The following is a 15,265-nucleotide window of genomic DNA, read 5'->3' as shown; positions in this document are numbered from 1 at the left end:
AACCCCGAAAACCCCGCGCCCGTGACGCGCCCGCGCACATGCGACGGATGCGACCACAGGCAACGCGACGGCTTACCGCCCCGGTCTAGCGAATCCCGGCCAGCGGCACGACCGGCGGGATCGGAGACAGGGCCGGGAAACCCTCGCACGTCAGCGTGGGACAAGAACGCGGTTCGGTGGAACCATCCCCCCGACGTCGTCGGCGACCGGCCGGGGCCGGTCGCCGACGGTCACCGGTGTCATCGCCCACACTGGTGCGGGCGATGACCAGAACCCGGCGCGACGGACCCCTTACATGTTGACGTTGTCAACACCGTTCAGGGCGGCTTCGCGCATCTTCTCGCGCATACCCTCGTCCATCGGGATCAGGCCCTTGTCGATCAGGTAGCCTTCCGGACCCCAGGCGGCGTCGGAGGTGTACTCTTCCAGGAACTCTTCCATGCCCGGGATCACGCCCATGTGCGCCACCTTGACGTAGACGAACAGCGGACGGGAGACCGGGTAGGAGCCGGAAGCGATGTTCTCGAAGGTCGGGGCGGCGCCGTCGATGGTGGCACCCTGGATCTTGTCACGGTTCTGATCGAGGAAGGAGAAGCCGAAGATGCCGACGGCGGCCGGGTTGGCTTCCAGCTTCTGGACGATCAGGTTGTCGTTCTCGCCGGCCTCGACGAAGCCGCCGTCCTCACGCATGGTCATGGCGCGGGCGTCGAACTCGTCACCGTCCAGAGCGGCGCACGCCTCGATTTCCTCGCAGCCGGCTTCCATGACCAGCTCGCCGAAGGCGTCGCGGGTGCCGGAGGTCGGGGGCGGACCCAGCACCTCGATCTTGGCGTCCGGCAGGGACGGGTCGATGTCCGACCAGTTCATGTTCGGGTTGGGAACCCACTCGCCGTCCTGCGGGATGTCCTTGGCCAGGGCCAGGTAGACCTGCTGCTTGGTCAGTTCGAGGGCCGGGGCGTTCTTGGCGTTGGCCATGACGATGCCGTCGTAGCCGACCTGCATCTCGGTGATCGCCTCAACGCCGTTGCTGGCGCAGGTCTCGATCTCCGAGCTCTTGATGGCGCGCGAGGCGTTGGTGAAGTCCGGGTGCTCGACGCCCAGGCCGGCGCAGAACAGCTTCAGACCGCCGCCCGAGCCGGTGGACTCGACAACCGGGGTCGGGTGACCGGTCTTCTTGCCGAAGTTCTCGGCCACGACCGTGGTGAACGGATACACCGTCGAGGAACCGACGATGCGGATCTGGTCGCGCGCCTCGGCGACGCCAGCGAAACCGACGGTGGCCACGGCGGCCAGCAGAATGCTCTTCTTGATCACGAGGACCTCCAAGTCATTGTGGGAGCGTCTTTTCGGGAGGGGCACCCCCCCGATTGGCTTCAGCGCGGGGGTTCCCGCAACCGAAGGAACACGCCGTTCGGATACCGCGCCCGGCACCCGAATTGCCGGCACGGTACTCACGGACGACGACTCCCGTGTGACAGGCCTGTGAATGTTTGGTTACAACGGGCGACGAAAGGGCGCGTCGTTGGGTCGGCGTCGCCTGCGCCAAGACCTGCTCGCCAAGTGCGTTGGTCGCCGTGAACTCGCGCTAAATCGTCCGCCAGATGCGTTGGGTCGTCGCCAGGCGATGGCGCCACGCGATCGAGGGAGATCCCTCGGCTCGCTTCGCTCACTCGGGATGACGCGGGTTAAAGCAAGAAAGTCATCCCGAACCGGCCGAAGGCCGGGAGGGATCTCCCGCGCTGGCGTTCCGCCCTGACCGCGCCGGCTCAGCCGTCGGCGGTGATGCGGCGGACCAGTTCGGCCTTCACGTCGTGCGCCTTGTCGTTGCCGATCTGGCAGGTGCCGGCGGCGTGATGGCCGCCGCCGCCATATTCGAGCATCAGTTCGCCGACATTGGTGCGGGACGACCGGTCGAAGATCGACTTGCCCACCGCGAAGACCGTGTTCTGCTGCTGCCGGCCCCACATCACATGCATCGAGATATTGCACTGCGGGTACAAGGCATAGACCATGAACCGGTTGCCGGCCCAGATGGTCCCTTCCTCGCGCAGGTCCAGCACCACCAGATTGCCGTGCACGGTGCCGCAGCGCTGAAGCTGCTCCTTGAAATGCTCCTGATGCTCCAGGTACAGACTCACGCGCTCCTGCACGTCGGGCAGGGCGAGGATTTCCTCAATGGAGTGCTCGAGGCAGTAATCGATCAACTCCATCATCAGATTGTAGTTCGAGATCCGGAACGTCCGGAACCGGCCCAGGCCGGTGCGCGCGTCCATGATGAAGTTCAGGAGTTCCCATCCCTTCGGATTGAGGATCTCGTCTTTGTCGTATTGCGCCGAATCCGCCTTGTCCACCGCGTCCATCATTTCGTCCGAAATCCGCGGGAACGCGGATCGGCCGCCGAAATGCTCGTAGACGACACGGGCGGCGGAGGGAGCGAGCGGATCAATGATATGGTTGTCCTGCCGCCCGACACGGATGGTTTCGGACAAATGGTGGTCGAACGCCAAATAGACACCCGGGACATACGGCAGGTTGGTTGTAATGTCGCGCCCGGTGATGTCGACCTTTCCGTCCTGCATATCCTTGGGGTGGACGAACATGATCTCGTCGATCATGTCCAATTCCTTCAGCAGGGCCGCACAGACCAAGCCATCGAAATCGCTTCGTGTGACCAGACGATGTTTGGCGTCCGCCATCCCGCGTCCTCCCCGCGTTCAAGACAAGGCCCCATATAAAGCATGGACGCGGGCGCGCGCAAGCGAGGGACGGCGCGTGCAAAAATCGTTTTGATTTCGGCCGTCCCCGGCTTCAAAACAGGGCGCGGGCCACACCGCGAGGCCCGCCGTCCCTCCCTCCCCGCCCCCACACCACGGAGGTCTCCGCGTCGTGATCGCCTGGCGACAGAAGTTCAACGACGGCTGGATCGGCCGGGTGATCCTCCTATCGGCCGCGCTGGCCGCGACCCTCACGGCCTGCGGCGCACCGTTCGTGGACAGCCGCCGCGAGGCCGGCAGCACCGCGATGGTGGGCGCCTCGACACCGGACCGACCGGTCATCTGCTACGCCAAGGGGGAAACGACCCCCGAACAACTCCGCGCTCTGGCGGCGGAGGTCTGCGCGGAGACGGACCGCGTGCCCCGGTTCGAAGGTGAAAGCCTGGGAACGTGCCGGCTCATGCAGCCGTGGCGCGCGACGTTCGCGTGCGTCGCGCCCGGCCCGGCGCGCGCCAAACCAGGGGTCACGACCGGGTCGCCCGCTCCGGTCCCCGACGATCCGTGGTCCGGCGCCATCTACCCGGGCGGCACCCTGCCGGATCCGCCGCGCCTTTAGGATCGTAAGAAATTGCAACCCGGCGGCGCGACCATGGTCCTTTTGCCGGTGGCACAAATGAGTCCAAGCCTGTATATCCATAGTCGTGGATGATGCCGAATTGGTATATCCTTTCCGTCGCTTTAGCGCGGATGTCTGGCGACCGCACGCGCGGCGCACGGGGTGCGGTGGTCGGTCTCGCTCCCGGACAGCGAAAAGCAGATCAACGAGCAGCGGCAAGAGGACGTGGTGAGAATACTGATCGCAGACGATCACGAACTGTTCCGCGACGGGTTGCGGCTGGTTCTGTCAGAGCTTGATCCCGGCCTGGAGATCCTTGAGGCCAGTTCGTTCGACGAGGCCATCACCCGCGCCGCGGAACCGCCCGGCGTCGACCTTGCCCTGCTTGATCTGGTGATGCCGGGCATGAGCTGGCACGAGGGCCTCACGACCCTCAAACAGCGCCTGGGCGAAGTCCCGCTGGTGGTGCTGACGGCGGCGGAGGACCGGCGGCTGGTGGCCGACGCGGTGCGGCTCGGCGCATCCGGCTTCATCCCCAAGACCTCCAGCAGCAAGGTCATGATCGGCGCTTTGCGCCTGGTCCTCTCGGGCGGCGTTTACCTGCCGCCGGCGTTGCTGGAAGACAAGGAGGTCGCCAGCCTCAAGCAGGCCCTGCCCCTGGGCAGCGACAGCCCGGACGCGCTGAACGATCCCGAGCGCGCCGGCGTCCGCCCGGCGACCAGCGCCCTGCTCACACCGCGCCAGCGGGAGGTCCTGGCCCTTCTGGGTCAGGGCAAGTCCAACAAGGAGATCGCCCGCGTCCTCGACCTGTCCGAGGGCACGGTGAAACTTCACGTCACCGCCATTTTGAAAGCGCTCAAGGTCCACAATCGGACCGGCGCGGTGGTGGCGGCGGCCCGCCTCGGCTTTCCCACCGGTGCCGACGCCACCGCCCTTGGGGGTCGCGGCACCCCGTGAACGTCGACCACGCGAAACCGGCGGCGGAACACGCCCCCAGCCGCGCGGGGTGTGGGGCTGAGCTATGACCGCGCCACACGGCCCATTGACACGATATCGCACGCTTCTCGAATCCGGAGACCTGCGGCCCGATCCGGCCCAGGAGCATGTGGTCCACCGGCTCGACGACCTGGCCCGGGGGCTGTCGGAGCATGATCGAACCCGCCCCCGAACCATGAACGCGCCGGTCGGCGCCGCCGGTCTGCTGTCGCGGCTGACGCCCAAGGGCGCCCGCCGGGGCGGCGCGTCCGGCCGTACCCCGCAACACAGCCCGCGCGGTCTCTACATCCACGGCGCTGTCGGTCGCGGCAAGTCGATGCTGATGGACCTGCTGGCCGCGACGGCGCCGATCGACCGCAAACGGCGTGTCCACTTCCACGAACTCATGCGAGAGGTGCACGAAACGCTGCACCACTGGCGCAAGGACGGCCGCGAGGGCCGCGACCCGCTGGTGCGCCTGGCTGATCAGTACGCGGCCGAGGTCACGCTGCTCTGCCTGGACGAGATGGAAGTGCGCGACATCGCCGACGCCATGATCGTCGCGCGCCTGTTCGAACGCCTGCTCGACGCCGGCGTCGTGGTCGTCACCACGTCCAACCGTCCGCCCGCCGATCTCTACAAGGACGGCCTGCAACGCGAAAAGTTTTTGCCCTTCATCGCCCTGTTGGAAACGCGGCTGGACGTGCTCGAACTGGACTCCCCACAGGATTACCGGCTGGGCCGTCTTCAGGGGCATGAGGTCTACCACCACCCCCTTGGGCCGGACAGCGACGCGGCCCTGGAGGAGACGTTCCGCGCCCTGCTGGACGGCACGTCGGAGGCGCCCGACAGCGTGGTGGTACACGGGCGGACCATCCCGGTCCCCCGCGCCGGCAACGGTGTCGCCTGGTTTTCCTTCGACGAGGTGTGCGGCCGCGCGTTGGGCGTCACGGACTACCTGGAGATCGCCACCCTCTATGACGTGGTCATGGTCTCCGGCATTCCGGCGCTCGGCCCCGAAGACCGCGACCGGGCGCGCCGCCTGGTCCTGCTGGTCGACGCGCTATACGACCATCGGACGGCGCTGATCTGTTCGGCCGAGGTCCCGGTCACCGACCTTTATCGCGCCGGGGACGGGCGTTTCGAGTTCGACCGCACCATCTCGCGCCTGATCGAGATGCAGGCGCAGGACTACCTGGGCCGGCCGCACCGGCTGGACCGTGGTCCGGAGACGCCCGACGCGACGGGCCGATGAGGGCCATGGCCACCCCGTGGCCCGATTCGCCCACCCCCCGTGGACTCATGCGGTGCACCATTCCACGCCTCTGCTACCTTAGATACGCCCCTTGGCACCAAAGTATGATGATATCATGTCATCCTACCCGAAAATCGCCCCTACGGCTGGAACGGCTTTTCCAACTCGTGTAGCATACGACGTGTGAATGGGGAGCGCGGTCGCCGAAGACCCTGATGCGGCTCCCCACCCAACACCGTTGGAGCCCGCCTAAAACGGCTCCAAAGTTTATCGGCGTGGGTTTCATCACCAAGCCGCGTGCCGCACTCACGACGGCGCGCACGGAACAACAGTATAGAATACTTGCTGCCGGATGCGGGGCATGAGCCTGCGCGTCCGGACGTTCCGAGGCTCGCGACCGACGGACCATTATGCCCGGGGACGCCCCCGCCCAGCCGACACATCCGTCGGCGGTCGGCGCGCGTCCCTGGCCTGCCCAGGGAGAACGAGCACCGTGACCGACTCTTACATTTTCACCTCTGAATCGGTCGGCGCCGGCCATCCGGACAAGCTGGCCGACAATGTTTCCGACGCCATCCTGGACGCCATCCTGGCCCAGGACGCCCATGCCCGTGTGGCCTGCGAGACCATGGTGAACACCGGCATGTGCATTCTGTCCGGGGAAATCACCACCACCGCGCATGTCGACTACGCCCAGGTGGCGCGGGACACCATTCTCGACGTTGGCTATGACGACCCCCGGTACGGCTATGATGGGCGCTCCTGCGCCGTCCTCGTGGCCCTGGACAAGCAGTCCCCGGATATCGCCCAGGGCGTCAACGAGGGAACCGGCCTGGATCTGGATCAGGGCGCCGGCGATCAGGGCCTGATGTTCGGCTTCGCCTGCCGCGAGACCGAGGAGCTGATGCCCCTGCCGATTCAGTTGGCCCACCGCCTGACCGCGCGCCAGGCCGAGGTGCGCAAGGCCGGCCGGCTGTCCTGGCTGCGCCCGGACGTGAAGAGCCAGGTGTCGGTGCGCTACGAGGCGGGGCGCCCGACCGGCGTCGACGCCGTCGTGCTGTCGACCCAGCACGATGAGGACGTGGCCTACGAGACCCTGCGCGAGGCGGTCATCGAGGAGATCGTCAAGCCGTGCGTCCCGGCCGACATGCTGACCGCCGAGACCAAGTACCACATCAACCCGACCGGCCGGTTCGTCATCGGCGGCCCGGTGGGCGACTGCGGCCTGACCGGACGCAAGATCATCGTCGACACCTACGGCGGCATGGGCCGTCACGGCGGCGGCGCCTTCTCCGGCAAGGACCCGTCCAAGGTCGACCGCTCGGCCGCCTACGCCGCGCGCTACGTCGCCAAGAACATCGTCGCCGCCGGCCTCGCCGACCGCTGCGAGGTGCAACTCGCCTATGCCATCGGCGTCGCGCAACCGGTGTCGGTGCGCGTCGATACCTTCGGCACCGGCACCATCCCGGAACCCCACATCGAGGCCTTGGTCCGCGAACACTTCGACCTGCGGCCCAAGGGCATCATCGCCATGCTCGACCTGCTGCGCCCGATCTACCGCCCCACGGCATCCAACGGCCATTTCGGTCGTCCGGACGTGCCCTGGGAGAACACCGACCGGGCCGCCGCGCTATCCGCCGACGCCACGAAAACCATCGCCGCGGAATAGGAGAGGCCTCTCATGGACACCATCGATTTTCGCGAGAAGAACACCGATCTTGTCGCCAAGGAGCAGGACTACGGTGACGATCCCATCGCCGTGCGCGACAGCGATCAATACCGTGCCGAGTACATCCAGACCTTTGTCGAGAAGTGGGATGAACTGATCGACTGGAACGCCCGCGCCGAAAGCGAAGGGCGCTTCTTCATCGACGTGCTGAAGGCGCGCGGCAAGACCCGCATCCTCGACGCGGCTTGCGGCACCGGGTTCCACTCGGTGCAGCTGATCAAGGCCGGGTTCGATGTGACCTCGGTGGACGGCTCGGCCGCCATGGTGGCCAAGGCGTTCGAGAACGCCAAGGATCACCACATCATCCTGCGCACCTGTCAGGCCGACTGGCGGTTCCTGAACCGCGACCTGCACGGCAAGTACGACGCCATCATCTGCCTGGGCAACAGCTTCACCCACCTGCATGACGAACAGGATCGGCGCCGCGCCCTGGCCGAGTTCTACGCCGCCCTGAAGCATGACGGCGTGCTGATCATTGATCAGCGTAACTATGATGCGATGCTCGACCACGGCTACAGCAGCGCCCACAAGTACTATTATTGTGGCGACAAGGTCGTGGCCGAGCCGGAGCACGTGGACGAGGGATTGGCCCGCTTCCGCTATGCGTTCCCGGACGGGTCGGAATACAAGCTGAACATGTTTCCGCTCCGCAAGAACTACATGCGGCGTCTGCTCACCGAGGCGGGTTTCCAACACATCCGCACCTACGGCGACTTCCAGGAAACGTACCAGGAAGACGATCCGGACTTCTTCATTCACGTCGCGTCAAAGAGTTACGACCTGGAACATGGTCCCCGCGACCTGAAGAAGATCGCCTCGGTGGCCGAAACGTATTACGACAGCGGCGACGCCGACAACTTCTACTTCCACATCTGGGGTGGCGAGGACATTCATATCGGCCTGTACACCGACAAGGCCGGTGAACAAATCAAGGACGCCAGCCGCCGCACCGTCGACACCATGGCGGAACAGGTGGAGTTGAGCGCCGACAGCCGCGTGCTCGACCTGGGCGCGGGCTACGGTGGCGCCGCGCGGCGACTGGCCGCCACGCGCGGCTGCCGCGTGCATTGCCTCAACATCTCCGAGATCCAGAACACCAAGAACCGCCAGCTCAACGAGGAACAGGAGCTGGCCGACAAGATCACGGTGATCCACGGCACCTTCGAGGACGTGCCCGAGCCAGATCAGCGGTTCGATGTGGTCTGGTCGCAGGATTCCATCCTGCACGCCGGCGACCGCGAACTGGTGCTGGAAGAGGCGTACCGGGTGCTCAAGCCGGGCGGCCACCTGATCTTCACCGACCCGATGGAGATCGACGACGTGCCCGAGGGCGTGCTGCAGCCGGTGTACGACCGCATCCACCTTGAGAACCTGGGCTCCATCGGCTTCTACAAGGAAGCGGCCGCGCGGGTCGGGTTCGAGACGGTGTCCATCACCGAGTTGACCGACCACCTGCCGCGCCACTACGGCCGGGTCGCCGAGGTCCTGCGCGAGCGCTACAACGAGCTGGCCAAGGTGTGCAGCCGCGGCTATCTCGACCGGATGCTCGTGGGGCTGGACAACTGGGTGAAGGCCGGCGAGGCCGGGCACCTCGCCTGGGGCATCCTGCACTTCCGCAAGCCGGAATAGGCACCGACAATGCGGACAAAGGGGCGGGCGCCGCAAGGCCCCGCCCCTTTTCCCATGCCGCCCGGCGTTCGGCAAAAACCAAACCGCCCGGCGGCGCCTGCCCCTAATAGTCCATGTAGATCTCGGCGCGGCGGTTGCCGGCTTCGCCGGTGGGCATGATCTCGTAATAGACGGGTTGGCTGTCCGACACGGCGCCCACATACAGATACCGCCCCGGCACCCCGGCGTTCATCAAGGCCCCCGCGACGGCATTGGCACGGCCCAGCGACACCGTGAAATTCGCCAGCTTGTGGCGGGTGATGTCCATGGCCCCGGTGCGGCTGGAGGCATGGCCGACCACCCGGATCACGCCGCCATAGTGCTGTTGGAGGGCGGCCACCTGCCGCAGCACGTGGCGATCCCGCCCCGAGAGATTGGCCGAGCCGTCGGCGAAATAGATGACGGCGACCCGCTGACTGCGCGCGCCGCCCAGGGGACCGTAGGCCGACAGCGGCTGGGCCCCCGGCGCGGTGGCCACGGCGGGTCCGTACGCCCCGGCATAGCCCGACGCGGCCACGGGCGCGCCGGCCACCGGGTACGGCCCAGGTGTCGTCAGTGGCCCGCCCGGCCCCATGGTCGTCACACCCCGCGAATCCACAACGATCGGCCCGCCGTGAAAGCCCGTGCCGGGCGGAGGTCCGGCGAAGACATGCGGACCGGTGGGGGCCGTCTGGCGTGGCATGGGCCGGCCCGGCGTTGCCTCGGAGACGAACGGGCCAGGGGTCGGTGTGCCGGCGGCGACGGCCGACCGCTCCTGGCCGGGCGGCGCCGGGATGTCGCGCCGCGTGATGGACGCGTCCGGCCCCGGCCGCGCCGCCGTGGCCGGTTGTTCCCCGGCGTCAAGGCGCGCGGCGGGGGGCGTCGGCGCCGGTGAGTCCGTCTCGGGCGGCGGGGTGTATTCGGGCGGCCGCACCTCGCTTGAGCGCTGCCGTGGACCAAGGTCCTCCTCGTACCGATCCTCACGGCGGTCGGCGCGCAGGCCCTCGGCGATCTGTTCGCGCTCGCTGGCCGGGGTGACCTGTGGCCGCTCGGCCGGACTGTCGGCGATATCGGGATACTCGCCCGACGCTTCCGGTGGCGGATCGTCGGCGCAGGCGGTAACCGCCAGGGCGCCACACAGGGCCAGAAAGCCCAAGACGGCCGCCCGGGCCGTCAACGGACGGCCTGTCCGGCGGCTTGAATGCCGCGGCCGGGACTTCTGTCTCGTCACGCCGGGTGTCGTCACGCCCGCTGTCTCCCCTTTTCATGAAGGGCCGAACCGGGGGCTCGGGCCTGTTGTGTTGTGTTGACCGGAGTTCGCCCCGTGTGTTCCCACCCGCCGGCCGCCGACACCGATCCCAGCCCCGCCCATGGGGACTGCTTCGGGTTGCCCGATCGATCCTGGGGCCCCATCTTGGAAAAACCAACCGCCGCCCGTGGCAACCCCCTTGGCCGACACGGCAATGTATCCCACAATGCCCATCAAAACCGCTTCACCTTGACATCCCGGCCAGCGGGGCAAGGCCCGACACCGCCACGGTCTCAACGCGGATTGGATGATAGAGGAAGGGACGATGGCCGATCAACAGGGCAAGACCGACGAGATTCCGAAGCACCCGGACCCGCAGGAATTCGCCCGGGCGATGACGGAGATCGCCGAACACGGCCAGCATCTGGTCAGCGATTTCCTCAGCCGCCAGGCGTCCGGCAACGGCGGCCTGCCATTCGGCGACCCGCTGAACGTCAGCGAGGCGTTCCTGGACATGACCGCCAAGATGATGGCCAATCCGGCCAAGATCATGGAGGCGCAGTTCAATCTCTGGCAGGAGTACATGTCGCTGTGGCAGAACGCGGCCCAGCGCTGGCTCGGCCAGGAGACGGAACCGCTGGTCCGTCCAGAGAAGAGCGATCACCGTTTCCGCGACGAGATGTGGCAGGAAAACGAGGTGTACGACTTCATCAAGCAGTCGTACCTGCTCACGTCGCGTTGGCTGCTCGGGCTCGTTCACGACGTCGAGGGCGAGGGCAGCCCGACCGCGCGCAAGGTGGAGTTCTACACCCGCCAGCTCGTCGATGCCATGGCGCCCACCAACTTCGTCATGACCAACCCCCAGGTCCTGCGCACGGCCATCGAGACCAATGGCGAGAGCCTGCTGCACGGTCTGGAACACATGCTGGCCGACCTGGAGCGCGGCAAGGGCCAGCTGCGCATCACCATGACGGACGAGAACGCCTTCAAGGTGGGCGAGAACATCGTCACCACGCCGGGCAAGGTCGTGCACCAGAACCGGCTGATGCAGCTCATCCAGTATGCGCCGGCGACGGACACGGTGGCCAAGCGGCCGCTGCTGATCGTCCCGCCCTGGATCAACAAGTTCTACATTCTCGACCTTCGCGAGAAGAACTCGTTCATCCGCTGGGCCGTCTCCCAGGGGCACACGGTGTTCACCATCTCATGGGTGAACCCGGACGAGTCCTACCGCGACATCACGTTCGACAATTACCTGTTGGAAGGGCCGCTGGAGGCGCTCGACGCCATCGAGAAGGCCACGGGAGAACGCACGGTCAACGCCATCGGCTATTGCCTGGGTGGCACGCTGCTTGGTGTCACGCTGGGGTGGCTCCATGCCAAGGGGCAAGAGGACCGGATCGCCTCGGCGACCCACTTCACGACGCTGATGGAATTCTCCGAACCCGGCGAACTGGGGGTCTTCATCGACCCGACCACCATCGACCACCTGGAAAAGGAGATGTTCGAGCGCGGCTATCTGGACGGCGCCGAGATGGCGACCACCTTCAACATGCTGCGCTCCAACGACCTGATCTGGTCGTTCGTGGTGAACAACTACCTGATGGGCAAGGAGCCGTTCCCGTTCGACCTGCTGTACTGGAACTCCGACAGCACACGGATGCCGGCGGCCATGCACAGTTTTTACCTACGCAAGTGCTACCTCGAAAACGCGCTGAAGGAGCCCGGCGCGGTGACCATCGGGGATGTCCCCATTGACCTGACGAAGGTCAAGACGCCGTCGTATTTCCTGTCCGCACGCGAGGACCACATCGCGCCCTGGGTCTCGACGTTCCGAAGCGCCCAGCTTTACAAGGGGCCGGTGCGGTTCGTGCTTGCGGCGTCGGGCCACATCGCCGGCGTCATCAACCCGCCGGCGTCCAACAAGTACTGCCACTGGATCAGCAACAGCCGGTCCAAGGATCCGGAAACCTGGCTGGGCGCGGCGACCGAGCACCCCGGCTCCTGGTGGCCGGACTGGCAGAAGTGGATCGGCCGCCACGCCGGCGAGCAGGTGCCGGCGCGCCAGCCCGGCGAGGGCGAATTGAAGCCGATTGAGGACGCCCCGGGCAGCTACGTGAAGATGCGGGCGGTCTGATGATGCGGCCGTTCGGAGGCAACCCGCGCCGCGTTCCCGCCGTGTTGGCGGTCGCGGTCCTGACCTGCGGGTCTTGGGCCTGCGGATCTTGGGGCCAGGTCCGCGCGGCCGAATCGGCGATCGACACCCTGGCACCGGCGGACCTCATGGCCCGTTATCAGGCCGAATGCCTGGACCGCACCGTCCGGGACGCGGCGCGAACCGACGCCGGGCGGGCGCGGGCCCATGGCACTCGGTGCGACGCGCTGGCCGAGGCGATCCAGTCGCTCGATCAGGAGACGAAGCGTGAGGGCAGCGCCGACCTGGCGCGCCCGGATTTCTACACGCCGGGCCAGCCCTGATCCGGGTGCGGCACCGGACGGCGAATCACGCCGCCGGTTTGGGCGTGACGTCCACCATGGCCTCGACGCGCGCCGGTCCGGCGTCGCGCAGCTGCGGCGTCTGGCCGCGCTTCAGGAACGTCAGGCCGATGGCCACGCCCAGCGGACCGTCGGGATCGCCGACCATCACATGCACGGGGCCGTCGTCCTTCTCCAGGGACTCCTTGACGTGCATGGCGATGTGGCGCGCGTCCTCCGCCACCCGCGCCATCTGCGAGCCCAGGGCAAACGGTGCCATGGCCGGCATCAGGGCCATGGTCATCAGGGACGGTGGTGCTGTGCCGAACGGCGCGGCACCGGACGTGGACCCGTCGGTCTCGGCGGCGTTACGGCTGGCCCACGGATACCCGCCGAACGGAAACAGGAACGGGAACGGCGGCACCGGGCCGAAGGGGAAGAAGGGGAACATGGCCTCGAGACTCCTGACAGCCGGCCCGACTCCGGCGACACACACGATCGTTCGGCGCAGATATCCTCTCGAACGGACACCTTGCGCCCCTCCAAAGTGCGCCCCCCAAAGGATCATTGCAAGACCCGATCGGACCCGGGGCCGCTTCGGCGATTTCAACCCAAAACAAGACGGCGCGAGACGACGCGCCAGATTTCCGACCGCGGGGGGTGACCTTTGGCCCTCAAAGTCGCTATGATGGCTTTGCCGCGTCCACGGTGGCCCTTAATCGGCCGCACAGGACAACGCATTTCAACGTGCCACCGTGTGGTGAGACCGCACAGCCGACCCCCAATGGTCAAACACGACATGGGTTGGTGGATTGAACCAGACGGAACGCGGGGAAGACGGGCGGTTCGGCCATTCCTCGCATTGTGGTCGGTCCTTCACGGGCTCTTTTTCACACGGTCAATCTGGGAAGGGGGGACATGACGGACCCGACACCGTGGCCTTGGGCCGGACAAGGCCTGACGGCCATCATCTGCGACCTGGACGGGGTGGTCACCGACACCGCCGCCGTTCATTCCTCGGCCTGGAAGAATCTGTTCGACGGCGTCCTGAGGGCACGCGCCGAACAGACCGGCGAGCCGTTCGTCCCCTTCACGCCAGACGACTACCTGCAGCACGTGGACGGCAAGCCCCGCTATGACGGTGTGCGCACGTTCCTCGCCTCCCGTGGCATCACCCTGCCCGAGGGCACGCCGGACGACAGCCCCGACGAACAGACGGTGTGCGGGCTCGGCAACCGCAAGAACCTGGAGTTCAACGAGGTCATACGCCGCGACGGCGTCACCGTGTTCGACGGCGCCGTCACCGTGATCCGCCGCCTGCGGGCCGAGGGGATGCGCGCCGCCGTGGTCTCGTCCTCCAAGAACTGCGGCCCGGTACTGGCCAGTGCCGGCCTGACCGACCTGTTCGAGGCCCAGGTGGACGGCATCTCGGCGGTCGAGAAGGGCCTGCCCGGCAAGCCGGCGCCCGACACCTTCATCGAGGGCGCGCGCATGGTCGGCGCCACGCCGGCGGAAAGCATCATGGTCGAGGACGCCATCGTCGGCGTCCAGGCCGGCCGCGCCGGCGGCTTCGGCCTCGTGATCGGCATCGATCGCGGGCTCGGCGAAGCGGCTTTGCTGGAGAACGGCGCTCACATCGTTGTCAAGGATTTGGGAGACTTCCTCCGTGACGCATGACCCCCGCCTCCGCCCGGTGCAGGACCTGCCGCACGCCCTGGACGCGTTCGACGCCCTGACCGCCGCCCTGAACGGCCGCGAGCCGGCCATCTTCCTGGACTACGACGGAACCTTGACGCCGATCGTCGACCGGCCGGAAAACGCCATCCTGTCCGACGAGGGCCGCGCCGTCGTCGACGCCCTGGCCCGCAAGCGACCGGTCGCCGTGGTCAGCGGCCGCGACCGCCCGGACGTCGAGAAGCTGGTCGGGATCGACACCCTGACCTTCGCCGGCAGTCACGGCTTCGACATCCGCACGCCCGAGGCCGGGGTCCTGACGCTTGAGGGCATCGGTGACTTCACCGCGCTGATGGACGAGGTCGAGGCGCGCCTCAAGGACGGCCTCGACCCCCTCCCCGGCGCCCTGGTGGAACGCAAGAAATTCTCTGTCGCCGCCCATTATCGCCTGGTGGCCGACGAAGCCTATCCGGTCTTCAGGAGCGTGCTTGATCGCCTGCTTGGCGCCGTGCCGGGGCTGAAGGAAAAGCCCGGCAAGAAGGTGTTCGAAATCCAGCCGGACATCGACTGGGACAAGGGCAAGGCCGTGCGCCACCTGCTCGGCACCCTGAACCTTGACGATGCCGGTCATGCGCCGATGTTCTTCGGCGACGACGTCACCGACGAGGATGCCTTCAAGGCGTTACAGGAGATCAACGGGGTCGGTGTTCTCGCCGCCCCGGCCAGCGACGGCGCGAACGGGCGGGTCTCGGCCGCCGACTTCCGCGTCGACGATCCCGACCAGGTGCTCGACCTGTTGCGCCGCATGACCCCATGATGCCTTGAACGAAACGTCCTTGGCTCCTGACCACCCCGCGTCCACGGCCCCAGCCACGAAAGGTCCGCGACCCATGTCCGAATGGTCCCTGGTCTACGACCAGTTCGAACCCAA

General features: G+C 66.9%; 13 protein-coding genes. 9 read left to right on the top strand and 4 right to left on the bottom strand.

Going from position 1 to position 15,265, the window contains the following annotated elements:
* Window positions 1-291 precede the first annotated feature (291 nt).
* A complete protein-coding gene (locus tag Q0309_RS11100; RefSeq protein ID WP_299440575.1) occupies window positions 292-1,314 on the bottom strand; it encodes a substrate-binding domain-containing protein in 1,023 nt (340 codons plus the stop codon).
* A gap of 452 nt (window positions 1,315-1,766) precedes the next feature.
* On the bottom strand, window positions 1,767-2,696 hold the full coding sequence (locus Q0309_RS11095; protein WP_299440573.1) for an exopolyphosphatase: 930 nt from the start codon (window positions 2,694-2,696) through the stop codon (window positions 1,767-1,769).
* A gap of 190 nt (window positions 2,697-2,886) precedes the next feature.
* On the opposite strand from Q0309_RS11095, the gene Q0309_RS11090 reads away from it, so the two are divergent.
* The 5 genes from Q0309_RS11090 to Q0309_RS11070 all read left to right on the top strand — a co-directional run bounded on the left by Q0309_RS11090 (window position 2,887) and on the right by Q0309_RS11070 (window position 8,918).
* Window positions 2,887-3,330 carry a hypothetical protein gene (locus Q0309_RS11090; protein ID WP_299440571.1) on the top strand — a complete coding sequence of 148 codons (444 nt, stop codon included), beginning with the start codon at window positions 2,887-2,889 and terminating at the stop codon, window positions 3,328-3,330.
* Window positions 3,331-3,492: 162 nt separating this feature from the next.
* A complete protein-coding gene (locus Q0309_RS11085) occupies window positions 3,493-4,287 on the top strand; it encodes a response regulator transcription factor (RefSeq protein WP_366940593.1) in 795 nt (264 codons plus the stop codon).
* A 64-nt stretch (window positions 4,288-4,351) separates the two neighbouring features.
* On the top strand, window positions 4,352-5,560 hold the full coding sequence (gene zapE, locus Q0309_RS11080; protein ID WP_299440569.1) for a cell division protein ZapE: 1,209 nt from the start codon (window positions 4,352-4,354) through the stop codon (window positions 5,558-5,560).
* A 493-nt stretch (window positions 5,561-6,053) separates the two neighbouring features.
* Window positions 6,054-7,229, top strand: coding sequence for a methionine adenosyltransferase (gene metK / locus Q0309_RS11075; protein ID WP_299440567.1), 1,176 nt, complete (start codon window positions 6,054-6,056; stop codon window positions 7,227-7,229).
* Window positions 7,230-7,241: 12 nt separating this feature from the next.
* Window positions 7,242-8,918, top strand: coding sequence for a methyltransferase domain-containing protein (locus tag Q0309_RS11070; protein ID WP_299440565.1), 1,677 nt, complete (start codon window positions 7,242-7,244; stop codon window positions 8,916-8,918).
* 103 nt (window positions 8,919-9,021) lie between these two features.
* Here the strand turns inward: Q0309_RS11070 and Q0309_RS11065 are convergent, their stop codons facing one another.
* Entirely contained in the window at window positions 9,022-10,113 is a 1,092-nt protein-coding gene (locus Q0309_RS11065; RefSeq protein ID WP_299440563.1) for an OmpA family protein, read from the bottom strand.
* Window positions 10,114-10,510: 397 nt separating this feature from the next.
* Between Q0309_RS11065 and phaC the strand changes: the two genes are divergently transcribed.
* Both phaC and Q0309_RS11055 read left to right on the top strand, forming a co-directional pair.
* Window positions 10,511-12,322: a class I poly(R)-hydroxyalkanoic acid synthase gene (gene phaC / locus Q0309_RS11060; protein ID WP_299440561.1), complete on the top strand. Its 1,812-nt coding sequence runs from the start codon at window positions 10,511-10,513 to the stop codon at window positions 12,320-12,322.
* Window positions 12,322-12,663: a hypothetical protein gene (locus Q0309_RS11055; protein ID WP_299440559.1), complete on the top strand. Its 342-nt coding sequence runs from the start codon at window positions 12,322-12,324 to the stop codon at window positions 12,661-12,663. The genes phaC and Q0309_RS11055 overlap by 1 nt, the downstream gene beginning before the upstream one ends.
* 25 nt (window positions 12,664-12,688) lie before the next feature.
* Here Q0309_RS11055 and Q0309_RS11050 read toward each other — a convergent pair whose 3' ends face one another.
* The gene (locus tag Q0309_RS11050) at window positions 12,689-13,111 is read right to left on the bottom strand and encodes a hypothetical protein (RefSeq protein ID WP_299440557.1); all 423 of its coding nucleotides are present in this window, start codon (window positions 13,109-13,111) and stop codon (window positions 12,689-12,691) included.
* A 467-nt stretch (window positions 13,112-13,578) separates the two neighbouring features.
* Between Q0309_RS11050 and Q0309_RS11045 the strand changes: the two genes are divergently transcribed.
* Both Q0309_RS11045 and otsB read left to right on the top strand, forming a co-directional pair.
* Window positions 13,579-14,337 carry a beta-phosphoglucomutase family hydrolase gene (locus tag Q0309_RS11045; RefSeq protein WP_299440555.1) on the top strand — a complete coding sequence of 253 codons (759 nt, stop codon included), beginning with the start codon at window positions 13,579-13,581 and terminating at the stop codon, window positions 14,335-14,337.
* Window positions 14,327-15,151 (top strand): trehalose-phosphatase, encoded by an 825-nt coding sequence (otsB, locus tag Q0309_RS11040; protein ID WP_299440553.1) that lies wholly within the window; start codon window positions 14,327-14,329, stop codon window positions 15,149-15,151. Before Q0309_RS11045 ends, otsB begins: the two co-directional genes overlap by 11 nt.
* Window positions 15,152-15,265: the final 114 nt, after the last annotated feature.

It is taken from the genome of uncultured Rhodospira sp. (genome assembly GCF_937138205.1).
Lineage (GTDB): Bacteria > Pseudomonadota > Alphaproteobacteria > Rhodospirillales > Rhodospirillaceae > Rhodospira.
The sequence above is the reverse complement of the archived record's forward strand: the minus strand, read 5'-3'. Positions and strand labels throughout refer to the sequence as shown.

What these genes read in the sequence shown, in the direction of transcription:
- Q0309_RS11095 (WP_299440573.1), bottom strand. Translation starts at nt 2,696, where the DNA reads ATGGCGGACGCCAAACATCGTCTGGTCACACGAAGCGATTTCGATGGC.
- zapE (WP_299440569.1), top strand. Translation starts at nt 4,352, where the DNA reads ATGACCGCGCCACACGGCCCATTGACACGATATCGCACGCTTCTCGAA.
- Q0309_RS11070 (WP_299440565.1), top strand. Translation starts at nt 7,242, where the DNA reads ATGGACACCATCGATTTTCGCGAGAAGAACACCGATCTTGTCGCCAAG.
- phaC (WP_299440561.1), top strand. Translation starts at nt 10,511, where the DNA reads ATGGCCGATCAACAGGGCAAGACCGACGAGATTCCGAAGCACCCGGAC.
- Q0309_RS11055 (WP_299440559.1), top strand. Translation starts at nt 12,322, where the DNA reads ATGATGCGGCCGTTCGGAGGCAACCCGCGCCGCGTTCCCGCCGTGTTG.
- Q0309_RS11050 (WP_299440557.1), bottom strand. Translation starts at nt 13,111, where the DNA reads ATGTTCCCCTTCTTCCCCTTCGGCCCGGTGCCGCCGTTCCCGTTCCTG.
- Q0309_RS11045 (WP_299440555.1), top strand. Translation starts at nt 13,579, where the DNA reads ATGACGGACCCGACACCGTGGCCTTGGGCCGGACAAGGCCTGACGGCC.